This is a genomic window from Bartonella occidentalis (genome assembly GCF_037070875.1).
In the GTDB taxonomy this organism is placed as follows: Bacteria; Pseudomonadota; Alphaproteobacteria; order Rhizobiales; family Rhizobiaceae; genus Bartonella.
Map to the genome: position 1 here is coordinate 188,956 of NZ_JAYMZJ010000001.1, position 19,391 is coordinate 208,346.

The following is a 19,391-nucleotide window of genomic DNA, read 5'->3' on the forward strand; positions in this document are numbered from 1 at the left end:
TAAGAAAACCTTCACAGCTACCCAAAACTTTTAACTTCGATGCGCACAAAATTGCCGGTTTCGGGCTCCAGACTCCACAAGCTGCCATTTAAAATATCAAACCACGCCCCATGCAACATCAAAGTGCCTTGATCTTTACGCTCTTTTATCCATGGAAATGTCTCCAAATTTCTCAATGAATGAAGAATAGAAAGTTGCTCTAATGCTGTTTGTTCCTCTTGCGTGATCCGCGATTTATTGCTGGCCACTATTTTTGCTGCTGGCGCCAAAAGACTTATCCATTGACAAATAAAATCACTTGATAGCAAAGAATTGCATGTTCCCTCAAGTGCAGTCCTAACCCCCCCGCAACGGGCATGACCTAAAACAACGATATGCTTTACTTCAAGCAACCGTACTGCATATTCGATTGCCGCTGATGTTGCGTGATATTTGCTATCAGGAGAAAAAGGGGGAACCAAATTTGCTACATTGCGCAGCATAAAAATTTCACCTGGATTAGCATCAAAAATCATTTCTGGTATCGCACGCGAATCACAGCAAGCAATTACCAAAACTTCTGGTTTTTGTCCTTCAAGCGCCAATTTTCGATAATGCTCTGTTTTATATGAAAAATGATTTTTTATAAAGGATTGATAACCTCTTAAAAGCCTATCTGGCAAATGCATCATTTTATATTTGCTTTCATTTTGTGTATAAAGAGTAAACTATTAACATATAAAACACTAAAATGTCCCTTTACCGTCGCAAAATATTTTCTTAAGAATGTCAAATCATTACTATAATAATGAAAAAAATATTTTATTATCTAATAAACTACTTACTCCCTGCACAAAGAAAATGATACACTGTAGAGGAATAATATAAAAGCTTGTTCTTATAGATAGAAAAAAGCCACAAAAAAGGGAAGATTATTATGTTAAAACAAACAGCGTCAGAGGCAAAAAATAATCAGGATAAAATAAAACAAATCTTGTTTTCTCATACCGATCAAGAAGATATTATCTGTTATAAGGACAAAGAACTCCAAAAAGCTGCAACCATCGCTATCGAAGCTTTTAATCTACACCAAACAGGAAAAAATACTATCTGCTTTGAGCAAAATCTGACTCGTAATGATAAACCTATAACCGTTATCACGCTCGTCAACGATAACAAACCTTTCCTCCTTGATTCCATTTTAAATATCTTCAATCAACACGCAAATCATATTTATTTGATTGCACACCCTATCCTTGATGATGCTTCTGGACAACGTATCAGCCTGATGCAAATCCACATCGAATCATTAAATGAACAGCAAATAAGAAAGCTAAGAGATGAACTTGCTTTGGTTCTTGAACAAGTTAATGCTGCTGTACAAGACTGGAAACCTATGCTTAAAGAGGTTGAAAAGCATATCCATGCCTACCAAACACATCTTCCATCACACTACAAACAAGAAGGTGAAAAAGCCATTGAATTTCTCAACTGGCTGATGGACAATAATTTCATCTTCCTTGGCATGCGCACTTATAACTTTATAAAAGACAAAGAGCCTACAAAAGCCTTTACAGCCAGTGATATTGAACTGGGTATTCTCACTGACGCTTCTATTCGTATTATTGGAGATTCGCGTGTAGAAGAACCTCCCCAAGAAATCTTATCCTTTATGGAAAGTGATAACCTACTCATTGTGACAAAAGCTAATAGTCGCTCAAAAATTCATCGTCCTGTTTGGCTCGATTATATTGGTCTTAAAATCTTTGATAAAGAAAACCGTTTATGTGGAGAATTGCGTATTGTAGGTTTATTTACTTCCTCAGCTTATACGCGTTCTATTCTGCAAATCCCTTTCTTAAAAGAGAAAGCCAAAGCCATTATTCAACGTCTTGGATACGATAGTTCTGACTATTCTGGAAAAGCACTCATCAGTGTTTTAGAAACTTATCCAAGAGATGAAATATTTCGCTCTGATGTTGATACATTAACAGAAAATGCGAAACTTATCCTGCAACTAGATGAACGCCCTCGTTTACGGGTACTCGCTCATACTGATTCGTTCGGGCGTTTTGTTTCTATACTTGTCTATGTACCCCGTGATCAATATAGCAGTAATCTTCGTGAAAAAGTTGGCGAATATTTTGTTAAGCTTTATAAAGGTGATTTTTTTGAATCTTATCCTCTATTTTTGGAAAGCACACTCATACGCGTCCATTATATTATCCGTCGTAAGGGAAGCGAAAGTGCTCCTATTATCGAGCGCACTGTACTTGAACAAAATGTGCGTTCCATAGCACGAAGCTGGGAAGATAGTATTCAAGCAATTGCACTTACACGCAAAACAACAGATCAACAAACGCACTTGGCCAGTCAATTTCCCAACAGCTATCGTGATTTATTTTCAGCTGAAGACGCAATTGAAGATGCAGAACATATTTTAAATCTCAATGATAAAAAGCCAATTTTTGTTACTTTTTATCACGCGCACAACAAAGAAAAACGCACAATTTTTCTTAAACTCTTTCACCGCTATGAAGCGCTTGCTCTTTCCAAACGTGTACCACTTCTTGAAAATATGGGATTTCGGGTTATTGCTGAGCAAACACTTCAATTACCAGATGGTAGTGGAAATTCTGTCTATCTTCATGATATGCAACTGGAAAGCGCCTTCCAACTTGGTATTGACCTTGAAAAAACTGGTCAAAAATATGCCGAAACATTTGAAGCTATTTGGGCAAAAAATGCTGATAATGATACCTTTAATGCCTTAACCCAAACCGCTCAGTTTAATTGGCGTGAAATTGTTATTTTGCGCCATTACGGACGTTATCTCCAACAAGCGGGAATTCCTTATTCCCAAAAGCGAGTTGCTCAAACTTTAAATGATTATCCTGATATTACTCAAGATCTTTATGCTTTATTTCATTTAAAATTTCATCAAAGCTATACTGAACAAGATCGAAAGCAGAATCAAAAAATTATTCAACAACGTATTGAAGAAAAATTGCAGAAAGTCCTCGGTTTAGATGATGACCTCATCTTACGCCGTTATCACAATCTCATTGAAGCAACTCTGCGAACCAATGCTTTTGCTCCTCTTCAAGATGGCAGTCCACGGCGTATTTTAGCAACCAAATTGGATCCACGCCAAATTGAAGGTTTGCCTGAACCACGTCCTTATCGAGAAATTTTTGTTTACGGGCCAGAAGTTGAAGGAGTTCATTTACGCTTTGGTCCTATTGCCCGCGGTGGAATTCGTTGGTCTGACCGTGCATTGGATTACCGCACTGAAGTACTCGACCTAGTCAAAGCCCAACAAGTAAAAAATGCAGTTATCGTTCCTGTTGGCGCAAAGGGTGGATTCTATCCTCACTGTCTGCCTCAAACCAATGATCGTGCCATTGTGGTAGAAGCTGCCCGACAAGCCTATATTGATTTTATCACCGCTTTACTTTCCATTACAGATAATCTTGTTAATGGCAAAGTAAGTTCACCCAACAATGTTATATGCCATGATGGGAATGACCCGTATTTTGTTGTTGCTGCAGATAAAGGTACTGCGACATTTTCTGATACTGCTAACGCTATTAGCCAAGCAGATCACTTTTGGCTTGATGATGCTTTTGCTTCTGGAGGATCAGCAGGCTATGACCATAAAGCGATCGGAATTACAGCCAAGGGTGCGTGGGAAGCAGTTAAAAGACATTTTAGAGAACTATTTAATCACGACATCCAAAAAACTCCCTTTACCTGCGTTGGGGTTGGCGATATGTCAGGTGATGTTTTTGGAAATGGAATGTTACTTTCCACACAAACAAAGCTTGTTGCTGCCTTTGATCATCGTGATATCTTTATCGACCCAGATCCAAATATAGATGAAAGCTATGCAGAACGTCTGCGCTTATTTAAACTCCCTCGCTCAAGCTGGCAGGACTATGACCACACAAAATTATCAAAGGGTGGTGGCATTTTCTCACGCACAGCCAAAATCATTACTCTTTCACCTGAAGCAGCACAAGCCATTGGATTTGAAAAAAGAACAGGCACGCCCTTTGAAATTATTTCTGCCATTCTCCAAGCACCTGTCGATCTTTTATGGTTTGGTGGAATTGGTACTTACATACGTGCAACAACAGAAACCGATGCCCAAGTCGGCGATCGTGCTAATGACACACTACGCATTACTGGTGAGCAAGTACGTGCAAAGGTTATTGGTGAAGGAGCAAATCTTGGCCTTACGCAACGTGGTCGAATTGAATATGTCTTAAATGGTGGGCGATGCAATACTGATGCCATCGATAATTCTGCAGGAGTTAATTGTTCTGATGTTGAAGTTAATATCAAAATTGTTCTTGCATCAGCACTTCACGCAAAAACGCTTACTCGCAAAGCACGCGATGAACTCTTGAGAGAAATGACTCCACAGGTTGAGAAATTAGTTCTACGCAATAATTATTTGCAACCACTGGCTCTTTCCTTGGCTGAAAGCCAAAGTGTTGTCGACTTACCCTACCAAATACGCTTTATGCACGATTTAGAACAAAAAAAGCTTCTAGATCGTAGAGTAGAAATGCTCCCTGATGAACGAGTTTTACACCAAAGAATAACCCAAGGCCAAGGTCTTATGCGTCCAGAACTGGCTGTTATTTTGGCTTACGCTAAATTAACCTTGAAAGAAGACATCGCTCACAAATCCATTGTTGATGATAGTTATTTCAACACAACTTTGTTGAACTACTTTCCAACACAGATTCAGCAAAACTTCGAGAAAGAAATCATTCATCATCAATTACGTCGTAATATTATTGCAACCCTCATTGCCAATGATATTGTGAATCGCGGTGGAGCTACTTTTGTTAGTCGCCTACAAGATGCAACAGAACAAAAGACAGAAAATATTATTCGCGTTTTCATTGCACTGCGTGATAGCTTTGAAGTTCCTCAATTATCTAACCAAATTGATAACCTTGATAATAAGATACCGGGTCTTGTACAAAATAAGTTTTACGCAATAATCACCTCAATGCTTTTTGAAGCAACCAGTTGGGGTTTGCACAATATGGATATTTCTGCTTCATTAGAAGATCTTGTTAAAACACTGAAACAAGCACGTACTATTATTGAAGAAAAACTCATACACTCCGATGATAATGACATTAGTCAAAAAATTAGAGAGAAAGCGATCCATTATCATGAAGAAGGAGCTCCAAAAGATTTAGCAGAGAAATTGGCTCTCTTAGAAACTGCCCCGATAACTTGTGATATTTCTTTAATTGCAAAACAAAACAACAGTGATCTTATAAAAACTGCAGAAATTTATTTTTCACTTGCGCAAATTATTCGTGCCAACCGCATTAATGAAGCATGTCAAGTAATCCCTGTGCTTGATTATTATGATAATATGGCTTTAAGCCAAGCCAAAGAAAATATTGCTGAAAGTTTACGGAAAATTGTTACGAAAATCCTAAAAAATTACGGAGAAAAGGAGAACCCGTTTGCAGTTTGGAGCAAAGCAGAAGAAAATCATATTCATCATGTAACAAGCCGTATTGGTGCTCTTATTGATAACGATCTTAACATTTCTCGTTTTACTTTTATAGCGGGCATGATTTCTCAACTTCAAAATACAACTTTTAAAACTTAAAGCGGTGAAAGACGGCCAATCTTTAAAAAACCCAATTTTATCCATCCATGGGTAATCTGCAAAGGGAGAAAAGGTTGGCCATCTGCATTTTTAGGCATAAAACTCCACATCAAAAATAAAGTTTGAAGATTATTAGCTTGCGTTGGAAACAAACGCTGCATGGTAGAGAGAAGATCTGCCTGCTGAGAAAAGGTAAGTTCAAATTTTGCTGTTAAGTATCCTTCATCATCAAAAGAAAAAGGTCCACTTATATGCAATACACCGCCTGTATGAAAAATCAATTCACCGCGTTTTAAAATACCACTTTTCCCATATAAACGCTGCTTAAAACTTTCTCCACTATCATTTGTATCGAATAAGTGAGGCACATCACTAAGAACCCAGTTCAAATTGCCATCAATTTTTGGAAAATCAACAAAATAAGGTGCCATAATGTCTGAGGAAAAAAAACTATCAAAAGCAATATGCCCTAATAAATCATTTTTCTCATGCTTAAGATTAAGTCGCACAAACTCTGCTTTTGCTGTCTTTATCTCACTTCTTTTATCTAACGAAATAGCCGTGTCATTAACATCTCCCAGAGATGACTGATCGTGCTCAATTTGTTTTGCCGCCTTTTTATTATCTGTTATCTGTGATCTTAATTCTTCCTGAAATATTTGATCCTCAAAAAACGGTGATGAAATAGTAGAAAATTCAATCCCCTCAGCGATAAGCTTCAATTCCTTATCTACTTTACAATAAGGCTCTGTTTTAATAACCAAATTGCGCCAGTGTAATACTAAAGGGGTTCTTCCGGTTAAAACAATTGACGCAGGAGAATGAACATTAATCTCTAACAAATGAGGTGTATAAACTGGTGCATCAACTGTTAAACGCCTAGTAAATGAGGCAAAACCATACGAAGGCCAAGCGAACCGAAATTTATCACAAATAATACCAATCCGTAATGGATAACCATTCTTGCGTATATTTTCGCATACAACCGTCATACCATGGGAAGATGCGCTTGCAATTATATCGGAAGCACGCTCCTCTATTTTACGTGAAAAAAAAACCAGACAGAACTATAAATAAATATCAAAACAAAACAGAACAACCCACAAAGCAAATAGCTTAAAGAAAAGCTTTTCCGTAGTGATATTAACTGAAAGAACGTAGACAAATTAAACGCACCTTTCTTAAAGATAATGGTCAAGCTCTTAAAATTTATGCGAGTGCAGTAGATACACCAAAAATGTATTGCAATATACTTTCAAACCACTGGCTCAAAGCCTTATCATATATTAAACGACCTTTTAAATGCGCAGAAGCAGGCTGAGCACCTTTTTCGGTAAAGTCTTGTACCGAGTTTATCACTAAACGCCGTATCATAGGAAGTGTAAATTCAGCATGAAATTGTAAGCCCCATGCGTTTTTTCCATAACGAAAAGCTTGTGTAGGATATGTATGCCCTGTTGCTAAAAGCACTGCCTCTTTAGGTAAATCATAAATGCCTTCATGATGAAAATGGTAAACCATTTCAGGCCACTCCATAAGCTCCTTACCTTTTAGAGTAGCTTCCAATGGATACCAACCGATCTCAACGATTCCGTCACTTCTTGTACCAACGCGCGCCCCTAAATTGCGCGCCAACATTTGCGCTCCAAGACAAATGCCCAAGAAAGGTTTTTCCTCTTTAAGCAACAGAGAAATCCAATCAATTTCCTTACTAATATAAGAATCCTGATCATTTACGCTCATTTGCCCTCCCAAAATAACAGCTCCTGCATAATTCTGCAATGTATCTGGAAGTTTTTGTCCCAAAATAGGACGATAAATATCAAGCACAAAACCACTTTTTTGCAAAAACTCTTCCAAGCGACCAGTATATGTAGATTTTCGATGAACAACTACAGCAATTCTTTGTTTAGTGCTTTTTTGCGTACTACAACAATTTTGTATCAAGAACATTTTCTAATTAATCGCTTTTTCAACCAAGTTATGTTTATAATTTTTTAAGCACAAGAAAGTAATTTCAGTAAATAAATTTTACTATAATCCCTTTTTTCAAAACAATCGAAATTTTTCTGTCGTTGAAGATGTATCTTCTTCTGTTTGAATTCCTGGATCATCAACGTTTAAGTGAGTTTGACTAAACACTTGCGCGTCTTTATCTTGCTTTTTTATTTGAGTATCATAGACAAGATCATCCTTTGAAGATAAGGTTTCTTCAAGCAACTTACCTTCAATAACAGCATTTTTGCCCCTGGTGTCTTCTTTTTTGTTCTCGTCATCTTCTTTTTTTAGGACAATGCTGTCAGACTCTAATGTTAGAAGAGGCCTGTAGGGAGGTACCTTCCACTCGAAACAGCCTAAACGACCACTTATAGGAGAAACCGCTAACCAAGAAGAAAAAATAGTACCATCACACATCCATACTGGATCACGCTCAGCACGCAGTGCCAAAGAGAGCCATTGACGTACAGCTCCTTGATTATTTCCCTGCACTTCTTCAATATCTGCCAATAATAAGTAAACACTTTCCCGCTTATGATACTGAAGTGCTTTTTGTGCATATTCTCTTGCTAATATTATTTCACCAGCATCCAAAGCAGCTTTAGCAATTAAGAAAGTTGATTCGAATGTATCCTTATTATAGGAAGCAAGTGTTTGAGCCTTTTTTAACCGTCCAACAGCTCCTTCTTCACTTTCAAGATAAAGAGCTCCTAAATCAGGATGAGGGCTTTTTTGCCATGCTGTAATAATCATTTTATCAGCTTTACGTTTTTCATTTGATTTGTAAAGAATATCAGCTGTAATGATTGTTATCGGCACAAAATCAGGGACTAATTTATGTGCTTTTAAAATAGCTGTACGCGCTTCTGCGAGATGCGTCTCAAACAAATGAAGTGCCTGCCCACTTAATAATAGAGCCTGTGTATGGCAACGCTCTTTAGTTGAACGAACAGAGCGCGGTAAAACTTTTTGCTCCCGTTCAAAAACATCGAGTGCTTTATCCCACTTCCCTTCAATACTCAATCGCTCAAGCACAGCTTGACCAGCCCATGAAAGTGTTGGTGATAAAGCCAGTGCTTCTTCTGCATATTGCTGTGCCACTTCGTAAGCTTTGATACTCATGGCCTCACGAAATAAACCATAAAGCCCAGCCAATTTTGTTGATGTTTCTTTTCTCATCTCCTCATAAAGACTAACAGCACGAGCAGAATTATTTTGCAAAGACGCAGCTTGTGCTTGTAAAAGCTTCACTAATGTATGATTGCCTGCAAGATATTTTGCAGCACGAACTTCCATTTTTTGCGCCAAAACACCATCGCCAGCGAAGGCTGCAAGAATCCCCTGTACAAGAGCTTCATAACCTTGCTTTTGATGGCGTCTATAAAAATAATTGAGTATAATACTGGGTGCAAAGAGAATAGTACGCAAAACCCAAAATAAAAGTGCCAGAACCCCCAAAAATAAAATACCTACACTTAAAACTGTTAATAATGAAACAGAGAAGCGAAAATGTAAAAATGTTATAACAAAAGAACTGTTGTGATTAGCAATCCATCCAAAAGCTAAGCCAAGCACACATACAACAAAACTATAAATAAAAACACGTATCATCTCTTAAGCCTATTTACATCTTTGTCGCCTTAAAAGACCCTTGTTGCGCCAACACCAGCAACTTTTGGAGAATATTATGAACAGCAATATGCCTTTCAAGTTGGCGAATAAAATCTACAGAAACCTCTTTTGCACTGTGGGGCAATGTTTGCCACTCGGCTAAAGCCTTATCATAATCGCCTTTCTGAATGGCAACCTCCATTCGTGCTGCAATCGCTCCCAGCGTCATACCTTCTACATTTCCAATAGGTCGCGAAACAACCAGACCTTTTATCCAAGCCCAAGCCCGTTCAAAAAAACGAGCATCTGCTGCAACGATATTTTGCGTACTAACGATTGCATCCGCAACATTAGCAAAATCAGCTGAAAGTTGAGCTGGATTCGGCAACCCTATAGCAGCTGTTTTTTGTAACACCTCAAGTCCATCAATTGAAGGCGATAATTGCTGCAATATTTTCAATTCGTTAGCATAAGATCCCCCACGCTCTATAGCATTTTGTAACGCATTGATTGCAATAAACACCGCAGTATTTATTTCTTCTTTTCCATCCCCTTTGGCTGCAATCTCTTCCTTCACAGTATTTAACTGTTTTCTTAAAGAAGCGAGATCATTCGTATTGTTTTGCCCGTTGGACAAAGCTGTTTTCATATCTTTTGATAATATTCCAAATACTGTTTGCACATGCTCATCAAGACTCTTTACTCTCTCCTCTAAAGCCGCAAAAGCTTTTTTGTCATCTTCTTTCTGGGCTCCATCACCTTGGATAGCGTCAACGTTTTGTGATGAGAAAGAAGAAAACTCTTTTTTTAACGCATCGATTTCTTGAAGCACATGATCCAACTGCCCCATTTTTTCTTCTACTTGACTTTTTACTGTTTCAGCAATCTGCAAAGCTTTCTCTTCTCCAGCATGATTATCCACTAAAGAAAATGGTAAAAAACCCGCCCATTGCATCCCTATCCAAAGACCCAAAGCGATCAGACCACCCAAAAATGCTGAAATTGGCAAAAAAAACCACGCCACACCAGATGTACTTTGACTCTGTGTGCCTTGTTTGCTCTGTTTCTCTGGTGTAACCGACTCTACAGAATCTTTTGTTTTTTGCTCTAAATCATGGCTTACAGCTTTTTGTTCAATTATAGGCTTTTTGCGCCGAACACCAGTATAATGTGATTTAGCTTTTGATTTTGAAGGATCTTCCATTTTAGTCACTTTCTCGCATTTTTTTAACGATAAAATAACAAAATGAAAAAATCTTTAAAATTAAGCATGTCTCAAACAATCTCCCACTCCTTACACGCTTTTGAAAATATATACTTGCCAAAATTTTTAACACTGCATTATTATTACTGAATACATTTACAATTATATACTTGTATAAACAAGCTTTTATAATTACATCAGTTTATATTATCCTGAAGACCACACCTCAACTTTTAATCAATAAAGCAATCATCTCAAAGAAAAAATTAAGTTTTGCATACAGATGATAATTTTTAGAGAAGTTCTTTGCATATCCTCGCTTGTTCATGATACCGACATTAAGAAAATTTTTTAACATAAGGTTTTGTCCGAAATGCGCCTGCTTGGAATAGAAACGAGTTGCGATGAAACTGCCGCTGCTGTTATTGAACATAGTAGTGAAGGAAATCATCAAATTCTTTCTAATATTGTTTGGAGTCAAATTGCTGACCATGCACCTTATGGTGGTGTTGTTCCTGAAATTGCTGCCCGTGCTCATGTTGAAATTCTCGATAGTTTAATTTTGAAAGCTCTGACAGAAGCGAACACAAAATTGCAAGATATTGATGCCATTGCTGCCACAAGTGGCCCTGGCTTAATAGGAGGGCTTTTAGTCGGAGTTATGAGCGCAAAAGCACTATCTCTTGCCACTGGAAAACCTTTTATTGCTGTAAATCATCTGGAAGGACATGCTTTAACAGCTGTCCTAACCCATAAAGTCAACTTTCCCTATTTATTGCTGTTGGTTTCAGGAGGCCACACGCAAATAATTCTTGTTCATGCAATGGGCAACTACCAGCGCTTAGGAACCACTATCGATGATGCATTGGGAGAAGCTTTTGATAAAACTGCAAAACTTTTAGGACTTCCCTACCCTGGTGGTCCAGCACTGGAAAAAGTTGCTGTATTAGGTGATAAAAATCGTATTCCTCTTCCACGACCGTTAAAAGGTGAAAAACGATTAGATTTTTCTTTTTCTGGATTAAAAACCGCTGTTCGACAAGCAGCAACGGCTATGGCTCCCCTTACAGAAAGCGATGTTGCTGACATTGCCGCAAGCTTTCAAGCAGCAGTTACTGACACGGTGTATGATCGCGTTCGTTTAGCTTTGCAACACTTCACCCATCAATATCCTCCCTCACACTATCAAGGATGTCGTCCACCTGCTTTAGTTGTCGCGGGCGGAGTGGCTGCCAACCAAGCTATTCGCTCTACATTGCAAGAACTTGCTCATCAACACGGTTTTGAATTTATAGCTCCTCCTCTTTCCTTATGCACAGATAATGCCGCAATGATTGCTTTTGCTGGTGCAGAACGGCTCGCACGAGGAGAAACAAGCCCTCTTGATATTGCCCCTCGTTCACGCTGGCCATTGGATGAAAACGCTACTCCTTTAATCGGAATGGGGCGCCGCGGAACAAAAGCATAACATAGATTAATGCCTTTATTATTCAAAGCATCGGAATAAATCGCTGTTATTTGTGGCATCTTAGTCTGTTTTCACCATCATTACAGTATTAAAATCTGTTGGAAATAGATTTTCTTGCCCTATTTTTTTAAAGTATCATATTGAATAAGCTTTCCAGAAAAAAATCGAAAAATGACTGAATTTTCTTCGATACTTAATGATTTACTTTAAACTTGCTTTTCCATGCATTTTTACACATCTGTTTTACTGACAGCAGATTATGCCAAATTAACTTCCCAGTCATATATGAATACATCATAAGCATAGCTTATTCTTTTTCTGCCATTTATTATTTCGAAAAAATTAATAATGGTTATTCTTTAATTATTTTAAATCCAAAATCATGCTTGATAGGACTCTATAGACACTTATAAACATAGTCCATGACTCATAAAATGCAGCATAATTTATGAAAAGGAAAACTTATGGCTTATTGGCTTTTTAAATCTGAACCCGATAAATGGTCATGGGACATGCAAAAGAAAAAAGGTGCTGATGGCGAACAATGGGATGGTGTACGCAATTATCAAGCTCGGAACAATATGCGCGCCATGAAATATGGAGATAAAGGCTTTTTTTATCACTCAAATAAAGGGTTAGAAATTGTAGGTATTGTCGAAGTATGTGCTGAAGCACACCCTGATTCTACAACCTCTGACCCACGCTGGGAATGTGTAGATATCCGTGCTATCTGTGATATGCCAACTCCTGTTTCACTCAAACAAATCAAAGCCAATCCTAAACTAGAAAATATGACACTGGTCAACGCCAGCCGCTTATCCGTACAACCTGTAACAAAAGATGAATGGAAGGAAGTCTGCTTGATGGGAAACCTTAAGATGGAAATACTTTCAGCCTAAAACAATAATTTTTGTTCGTCGGCTAATATGTGGTAAGAGACGCTCCATATCGCGACGAGAAAGTGCTATGCATCCCTCTGTTGGCGTATAATCTTCTCGAGCTAAATGCATAAAAATAGCACTTCCCTTTCCCATTTTTCGTTCTGTATAATTCCAATCCAGAACGACAACAATTGAATAAAGGCCATCGTCACGATGCATCTTTTCAGCACCATTATCATAAGGAAGGCGTACCAAGCGATTATAATTCGCATCACCGCTTGCATCACACCAACCATCCTGTATTCGAATACGACGGAAAGACAAAGTGGAACGTAAAAAGGAGTGATAAGAATTGCTACGAAATCCTTTTAAACAACGCATACGTGCCAAAGGCGTTGCACCATCGCCTTCACGCTTCAAAGCAGAAATACCACTCCGTCCTAGAGCACAAAAAAAACGATTCTGACCAACGCACAAAATACCACGCGTATGTTTACCTGTTTGTCGACGAATGGTCATAGAAAAAACAAAAGTTTGTTTTTTATAGGGTTTTCTTTTTAATTTTCCTTGCATAAAATTTTACTTTTCATGAAACTATCCCCCGCCAATTATAGCATCAACATACCATACCTGATAAGGAAAAAAATGAATTGCTATACTCTCTTAATCGTTGAAAACGATAATGATCTGCTCTCTATTTTGGTAGAACAATTGCAAATTCATAAAGAATTTAAAGTTTTCCAAGCCAAAACAGCTAAAACAGGAATCACAATAACTAAAGAAGAAAATATTGATTTGGTAATTTTAGATATTGAGCTTCCAGATATTGATGGCCGCAAAGCCGTTGAAAAATTGCGCATTCAAGGATTTCGTGCTCCTATTATCATGATCGCGAATAATGATACAGATTGTGATACTATTTTAGATCTTGAGACAGGCGCCAATGATTATGTAACAAAGCCCTTTCGCTTTGCGGTGCTTTTGGCACGAATCCGTGCCCAATTGCGCCAATATGAGCACAATGAAGATGCGGTTTTTGACATTGGCCCCTATAGCTTTAAGCCGGGACAAAAGCTCCTCATTGATCAACAAAATAATATAATTCGTCTCACAGAGAAGGAAACAGCAATTCTTAAATACCTCTATTGTACCAGTGACAAAATTGTAACCCGCGAAACACTTTTAGAACAAATTTGGGGTTACAATGAAAATATTGTCACTCATACATTAGAGACCCATATCTACCGTTTGCGACAAAAAATCGAAAAAGATCCCTCTAATGCACAAATTCTTATTACCGATCACAACGGGTATCGCCTTAACCTTTAAAAGATCTCCCATATTATTATTAAAAAGCGATAGTAATATTCCTATTTTTTATCAGATGAGAAAAACTTTTACACGCTTGTAGGTGATAATGCAGGAATAAAAACACGCCGAGACTGACGGCGCTGCACAGGCAAACCCTGATAAACGCGTTTTTGAGCCTGACATATTAAGAGTCCACCAAAATAAGGTAAAAGATAGCGTGCAAATGGCTCATAACAAATTGAGAATAACCGCGAAACATAACCAGAAGAAGGTGTATAATGTACAATTTCCTGTACTGGTCCAGAAATAAAATTTGTTTTTTCAAATAAGCGAGCGATTTGTTGCCGACTATAAGGCTCACCATAACCAAAGGGTGTGCAACCGTTGCGCGCCCAAAATCCGGAGCGATTCGGAACAATAACGATTAAATGGCCATTAGGAGCTAAAACCCGCCATATTTCATTAAGCGTTTCAGATGAATTTTCTGTATACTCAAGTGCATGTACTAATAAAATACAATCAATTGAAGCGTCAGGAAGTGGCAAATCTTCTTCAAAAACAAGAGCTGTAGCAACATTATCAGCACAAGGCCAAGGAGAAGCACCTTGAGCAGCAGGCATAAAAGCAAAACATTGTTGTGCACGTGTACGCAATACAGAAAGATAAGGCACAGCATAACCAAAACCCATAATCCGCTTGCCAATAAGATCTGGCCAACACAAATTTAATTGGTTACACAGCGTCTCTTTCACGCGCATACCAAGTGCAGAATCATAAAAATCTCTCAGTGTGACTATATCCAACTCAATATACCGCGTAGAAAAAATTCTAAACACCAACAGGTCTCATATACCCCACTTATATGAACTTTTACCTTTTCTCTGCAATGGTAAAAACCTAATATTTCATATCCCACCCCCCCACGACATCTTCAAAGCCGCAAAAAATATTTTTCTAATCTCTTCACGACAAAACCCTTAATCGTATTTTATTTTTAAATTTTGTGCTCCCTCAATGTTTTCAGCAAACTTTTTCAGACATCTTTAAAAAATAAGTTACACGATTAATTAAAATGCAATAACCTTTCAAGATAGTTTTTTTCTGCTTCTGACATATTGTCACTGCTAAGACGTTTGCGAATTTCCTCTAGAATCTGTCGTGCACGCATCTGATCACTTTCCGATGACACATCTCCACTTTCTTTCCCTTGATCAATTGAAGAAAGTGGACGCCCTAATGGATCTTCAGAACCGTGAACAGCATTTTGATGGCTGCCATCTTTTTTAAGCACTTCACGCATTTTTTTCAAAATATTTTGTGCGCCTTTCCTGAGGGATTCTAAAACATCCAACTGATTTTGTATGGATGTTTCGTGGTTTCCGTTATCAAGAGCAGATTCTGCAGAATTCATTTTTTCTTCTGCTTTTTTCAACGCCTCACTCTGACCAAACCCTTGCGCCGATAATTCTTTTTCCAACGTTGACAATTCAAGCTGCAACTCAGCCTGACGTTTTTTCAAAGATTCGTTCTGTTTTTCTGGTACATTTTCCCCGCGTTGTTTTCCCATTTTTTGCTGATGTGTTTCGTTAAGAATTTCCTGCTGACGACGCATCAAATCACCTAGTTGATCAATCTTTTCTTTCATCTGAGATGTTTGGCGATTCCTATTTTCCTCATCTTGACTGCTTTTTCGAACCTTTAAATTATCTAGAATCTGTTCAACTTCGGCCAATAACTGCTCAGCTGCAAAAGAAGAGCCCATCTTAGCCATTTCTTCAATTAAATTCAGCTTTTTTTGTAGCGTATCCTCTGAAAGATTAGGCTTGCTAGAACCGCTATTATCCTTTGCATTTTCAGACAAAGCGCGAATATACTCATCCATAGCTTGACGTAAATTTCCCATAAGACGTTCAATTTCTGTCGCTGGAGCACCATAGCGAAGCGCATCACGCAAAGCAGCCTGAGCTTGTTTCAAATTTTTCTGAACGGATTCATGTTTATTGCCTTCAATACCCAAAGCAATCTGCCATAAATAATCGACTACATCGCGCAATTGATCCTTTGTTTCTGCTATAGAAAGCCTTGTCCATGCACTCTGTAGGGCAAGAAAATATGTTGTATTTTGAAGCCCATCTTCTGGACGTACAAGCAAAGCTGCAAGCATATCAAGTACACGTTCTTTTGCAGAAATATTAAGTGCCAATAAACGACGCAACTCACTTACTGCCCGAGCGATAGGATTTGAAAAAATACGCTGCGGTAACGTCATGACAAAAGTTTTACTGCGACCTTGCTGCCCAATACCATCTTCTGCCACCAGAGTAATTTTGACTTCTGAACCAGCCCATGGATGGCTTGATACATCTTGTATCATTCGCATTTTGCCCTTTCCACCACGAGCCAAAAGAAGCTTTATTTCAGGTGCTTGATAAAGAGAGGCATCATTATTTTTCTGATCAAGAAAAGGCTCTATGTCGACAAAAGCCTTTGTAACTCCATAATCGTCATCCATTTCATACTGCAGCTCTAGCGAACCAGTCAAAACCCTCCCTGGTTTTTCTGCCCAACGGATTTTTGGTGGATGATCTTTAATTACATGCAAATACCATTGCTGTTGCTTATGACGTGATGATACCAGCAAATTTATCGAATGATTTAAGTGTGTCTCAAAACTAACAATTGGATCATTAGAGGCTGTTTTTTCGCTTTTTTTAGAAAATAAAACTTTGTGTGAACTCTCTTCAGAGGTCGCTTTTACTGTAACCCCAGCAGCATTGACAACGCGCACAACCACTTTACTGCCTTCAGGAACAACAAGTTTTGTCGTTTCACTTTTTGTTAAATAAATAGGTGCAACACCTGTATACACAGGCGGTGTTACCCACGCGTCAATCCGCATTGACTGCTCACTGACTACAGGACGCAAATCAAAGGCATCCGCTAAACGCCCCCCGAAAGAGCCAAAAGAAAAACTAAAAGCACACACAAAAAGTAGAACACATAAAGCCCTTAGAGCCAAAGGATCGTAAGACGCACTATTAGGGTAGATAAACCCAGTTTTTAAATGGTATAACTGCTTTGCCATACGGCGTTGATGTTCACGCCAAATAATCGCATGAAAATCTTCATCATTTTCTATGTATAAATGATCTTCTTGAACACTTAAAGGCTGGTTTTTCAGGCTATTTACTTGTTCAACACGGCGATTAACATCTTTAGTTGTTGGAAACTGAACGCCAAAAAGAAAAAATAAACTCCCCAAAGCAGAAAAAAACATAAGCCAAAGTAACAGTACGTGTGGCCAATAACCCAAAAAACCAAAAATCCCAAACCAACTAAGCGAACAAAAGAAACTCACAATCAAAAAAAACGGCAATAACCGCGGCCATATCCGCTCAAAAAATAGGATACACCACACTACAATGCGCACACACAAAAGCCTGATTATCGCAAAACTTTTGATGTTTTCACTTTTCATAGACAAACATCTGTCCTTTTTCATAGTGGCAAATTGAACTCATAAATCCCATATAAGGCAAACTCCCCAAAATGGATTATTTCATTAAAGTTTAATAAAAATAAGACCCAAAATATTTAACAATGTTCAATCCAATCTGGAATATGATCGCAACTTATCAATTGCGTATAATCAAGGCGCGGACGAATAACTGCATAACGCATATCCTGAACGAGAACTTCTGGCACCAAAAGCCGACTATTATAGGTACTTGCCATCACTGCACCATAAGCACCAACCTCAGTAATCGCTAAGAGATCACCTTCTTCTAAAACTGGTATACAGCGATCTAACCCTAAATAATCACCGGTTTCACAAACTGCACCAACAATATCTGCTCTAATAAATCCTGCACCTATCGGCGCTTGTTTTACAAGTACCACATTTTGCCAAGCATCATAAAGCGTTGGGCGCATGAGATCATTCATTGCCGCATCAACAATAACAAAATTCCGTCCTTCCCCTTTTTTTAAATATACAACAGACGTTACCAGTACACCCGCATCACCAACAATACTGCGTCCAGGTTCCATGATAATATTAATCCCCAAAGGTGCAATATGCTTTTTTACAAGAGCTGCATAATCCGCAAGAGATGGCACTGAATTTTGTTCATTGCCATATGAAATACCAAGCCCTCCGCCAATATCGACATGAGTAATCCTATACCCATGACTCCATAATTGATGCACGAAATCCGCCACCATAAGAAAAGCATCTTCAAAAGGCTTTAAGTCACAAATCTGACTACCAATATGAATATCCAAACCACATACATCAAGACCTGGCAATTGCGCTGCTTTTTTATATACATCCAACGCTGACAACAGAGGAATACCGAATTTATTTTCAGATTTACCCGTTGTAATTTTTTTATGAGTCTTTGCATCTATATCCGGATTAATGCGCAACGAAATGCGTGCTGTTTTTGAAAGCGCAACAGCACGTACCGAAAGTCTTTCAAGCTCAGATTCTGATTCAACATTAAAACAACAAATATCATTTGAAAGAGCAAAGTCTATCTCTTTCACTGTTTTACCAACACCAGAATAAACAATTCGATCAGCAGGAATACCAGCAGCAAGTGCACGCCGCAACTCACCTTCTGAGACTACATCAGCTCCAGATCCATTCACCGCTAAAAGCCGTAAAATTGCCTGATTGGAATTAGCCTTAACTGCATAAGCAATCAAACTAGGCACATCTCGAAACGCATTCTGATAATCTTTAAGATGTGCAACCACTGCACTGGCCGAATAACAATAAAAAGGTGTTCCCACATCTTGTGCCAAGACAGCAAGCGGAAGACCTTCAGCGTAGAGTTCACCCTGATGATAAGAAAAAAAATGCATTAAAACCCCTATTGTATCAGTCGGTCGAGAATAAAAGATTTATCTACTGTACTTTTAGAAGCAAACGCTCCTTTAGGAGTCTTTATCGCATCTGAAGAAGGCAATTCTAATGCACCTTTCCGCCCACATCCCGCACAAATAACACTACAAAAAAGGAAAATCATCAAACTTTTTAAAATAATTCCCATATGCCCTCTTCACTTATATCAATCTCTATTTTTTGCGTAAAAAAACATTACTCAAGTGATAACAAGACTTTAAATACACTATAGGCAAACACTCTGCTACAAAATCAATCACTTTATTTAACAATACCCCAATATTCATTAAACATTTAGAGTTTTTTGAAAAATAAATGTATACTCATCAACACTTGTTGGACTATCTTATAGATAAAATTGTTTCAAAATTAACTTAAAGTAT

General features: G+C 38.2%; 14 protein-coding genes. 4 read left to right on the forward strand and 10 right to left on the reverse strand.

Translation table 11 applies throughout. The features are described from left to right. Positions 1 to 17 precede the first annotated feature (17 nt). The gene (locus WCP78_RS00875; protein ID WP_336278631.1) at positions 18 to 671 is read right to left on the reverse strand and encodes a carbonic anhydrase; all 654 of its coding nucleotides are present in this window, start codon (positions 669 to 671) and stop codon (positions 18 to 20) included. 245 nt (positions 672 to 916) lie between these two features. Between WCP78_RS00875 and WCP78_RS00880 the strand changes: the two genes are divergently transcribed. After that, a complete protein-coding gene (locus WCP78_RS00880) occupies positions 917 to 5,626 on the forward strand; it encodes an NAD-glutamate dehydrogenase (RefSeq protein WP_336278632.1) in 4,710 nt (1,569 codons plus the stop codon). Here WCP78_RS00880 and WCP78_RS00885 read toward each other — a convergent pair. From WCP78_RS00885 to WCP78_RS00900, 4 genes are all read right to left on the reverse strand, one after another. Beyond that, positions 5,623 to 6,618 (reverse strand): DUF2125 domain-containing protein, encoded by a 996-nt coding sequence (locus WCP78_RS00885; RefSeq protein WP_336278633.1) that lies wholly within the window; start codon positions 6,616 to 6,618, stop codon positions 5,623 to 5,625. The genes WCP78_RS00880 and WCP78_RS00885 overlap by 4 nt on opposite strands. A 217-nt stretch (positions 6,619 to 6,835) precedes the next feature. Beyond that, positions 6,836 to 7,579, reverse strand: coding sequence for a glutamine amidotransferase (locus tag WCP78_RS00890; protein WP_336278634.1), 744 nt, complete (start codon positions 7,577 to 7,579; stop codon positions 6,836 to 6,838). Positions 7,580 to 7,675: 96 nt separating this feature from the next. Then, on the reverse strand, positions 7,676 to 9,235 hold the full coding sequence (locus tag WCP78_RS00895) for a heme biosynthesis protein HemY (protein ID WP_336278635.1): 1,560 nt from the start codon (positions 9,233 to 9,235) through the stop codon (positions 7,676 to 7,678). Positions 9,236 to 9,248: 13 nt separating this feature from the next. Then, positions 9,249 to 10,439 (reverse strand): COG4223 family protein, encoded by a 1,191-nt coding sequence (locus tag WCP78_RS00900; RefSeq protein WP_336278636.1) that lies wholly within the window; start codon positions 10,437 to 10,439, stop codon positions 9,249 to 9,251. Between the two features lie 373 nt (positions 10,440 to 10,812). On the opposite strand from WCP78_RS00900, the gene tsaD reads away from it, so the two are divergent. Both tsaD and WCP78_RS00910 read left to right on the forward strand, forming a co-directional pair. Next, complete coding sequence (gene tsaD / locus WCP78_RS00905; RefSeq protein WP_336278637.1) at positions 10,813 to 11,907, forward strand: tRNA (adenosine(37)-N6)-threonylcarbamoyltransferase complex transferase subunit TsaD; 1,095 nt, start codon at positions 10,813 to 10,815, stop codon at positions 11,905 to 11,907. A 464-nt stretch (positions 11,908 to 12,371) separates the two neighbouring features. Beyond that, complete coding sequence (locus WCP78_RS00910; protein WP_336278638.1) at positions 12,372 to 12,806, forward strand: EVE domain-containing protein; 435 nt, start codon at positions 12,372 to 12,374, stop codon at positions 12,804 to 12,806. Here the strand turns inward: WCP78_RS00910 and WCP78_RS00915 are convergent. Then, entirely contained in the window at positions 12,798 to 13,361 is a 564-nt protein-coding gene (locus WCP78_RS00915) for a L,D-transpeptidase family protein (RefSeq protein ID WP_336278639.1), read from the reverse strand. The two genes, WCP78_RS00910 and WCP78_RS00915, sit on opposite strands and share 9 nt — an antisense overlap. A gap of 72 nt (positions 13,362 to 13,433) precedes the next feature. Between WCP78_RS00915 and WCP78_RS00920 the strand changes: the two genes are divergently transcribed. Then, a complete protein-coding gene (locus WCP78_RS00920) occupies positions 13,434 to 14,117 on the forward strand; it encodes a response regulator transcription factor (protein ID WP_336278640.1) in 684 nt (227 codons plus the stop codon). Between the two features lie 68 nt (positions 14,118 to 14,185). Here the strand turns inward: WCP78_RS00920 and WCP78_RS00925 are convergent, their stop codons facing one another. From WCP78_RS00925 to lptM, 4 genes are all read right to left on the reverse strand, one after another. Next, positions 14,186 to 14,902, reverse strand: coding sequence for a class I SAM-dependent methyltransferase (locus WCP78_RS00925; protein ID WP_336278641.1), 717 nt, complete (start codon positions 14,900 to 14,902; stop codon positions 14,186 to 14,188). A gap of 260 nt (positions 14,903 to 15,162) precedes the next feature. Then, positions 15,163 to 17,577, reverse strand: a complete 2,415-nt coding sequence (locus tag WCP78_RS00930) for a TIGR02302 family protein (protein WP_336278642.1) — start codon at positions 17,575 to 17,577, stop codon at positions 15,163 to 15,165. A gap of 116 nt (positions 17,578 to 17,693) precedes the next feature. Next, positions 17,694 to 18,968 carry a diaminopimelate decarboxylase gene (gene lysA, locus WCP78_RS00935; RefSeq protein WP_336278643.1) on the reverse strand — a complete coding sequence of 425 codons (1,275 nt, stop codon included), beginning with the start codon at positions 18,966 to 18,968 and terminating at the stop codon, positions 17,694 to 17,696. An 8-nt stretch (positions 18,969 to 18,976) separates the two neighbouring features. Beyond that, on the reverse strand, positions 18,977 to 19,156 hold the full coding sequence (gene lptM, locus WCP78_RS00940; protein ID WP_336278644.1) for an LPS translocon maturation chaperone LptM: 180 nt from the start codon (positions 19,154 to 19,156) through the stop codon (positions 18,977 to 18,979). Positions 19,157 to 19,391: the final 235 nt, after the last annotated feature.

Bases quoted from the DNA above. Each gene is read 5' to 3' on its own strand.
- WCP78_RS00900 (WP_336278636.1), bottom strand. From the start codon at position 10,439: ATGGAAGATCCTTCAAAATCAAAAGCTAAATCACATTATACTGGTGTT.
- lptM (WP_336278644.1), bottom strand. From the start codon at position 19,156: ATGGGAATTATTTTAAAAAGTTTGATGATTTTCCTTTTTTGTAGTGTT.
- tsaD (WP_336278637.1), top strand. From the start codon at position 10,813: ATGCGCCTGCTTGGAATAGAAACGAGTTGCGATGAAACTGCCGCTGCT.
- WCP78_RS00875 (WP_336278631.1), bottom strand. From the start codon at position 671: ATGATGCATTTGCCAGATAGGCTTTTAAGAGGTTATCAATCCTTTATA.
- WCP78_RS00910 (WP_336278638.1), top strand. From the start codon at position 12,372: ATGGCTTATTGGCTTTTTAAATCTGAACCCGATAAATGGTCATGGGAC.
- WCP78_RS00915 (WP_336278639.1), bottom strand. From the start codon at position 13,361: ATGCAAGGAAAATTAAAAAGAAAACCCTATAAAAAACAAACTTTTGTT.
- WCP78_RS00890 (WP_336278634.1), bottom strand. From the start codon at position 7,579: ATGTTCTTGATACAAAATTGTTGTAGTACGCAAAAAAGCACTAAACAA.
- WCP78_RS00895 (WP_336278635.1), bottom strand. From the start codon at position 9,235: ATGATACGTGTTTTTATTTATAGTTTTGTTGTATGTGTGCTTGGCTTA.
- WCP78_RS00930 (WP_336278642.1), bottom strand. From the start codon at position 17,577: ATGAAAAGTGAAAACATCAAAAGTTTTGCGATAATCAGGCTTTTGTGT.
- lysA (WP_336278643.1), bottom strand. From the start codon at position 18,968: ATGCATTTTTTTTCTTATCATCAGGGTGAACTCTACGCTGAAGGTCTT.
- WCP78_RS00920 (WP_336278640.1), top strand. From the start codon at position 13,434: ATGAATTGCTATACTCTCTTAATCGTTGAAAACGATAATGATCTGCTC.
- WCP78_RS00880 (WP_336278632.1), top strand. From the start codon at position 917: ATGTTAAAACAAACAGCGTCAGAGGCAAAAAATAATCAGGATAAAATA.
- WCP78_RS00885 (WP_336278633.1), bottom strand. From the start codon at position 6,618: ATGACGGTTGTATGCGAAAATATACGCAAGAATGGTTATCCATTACGG.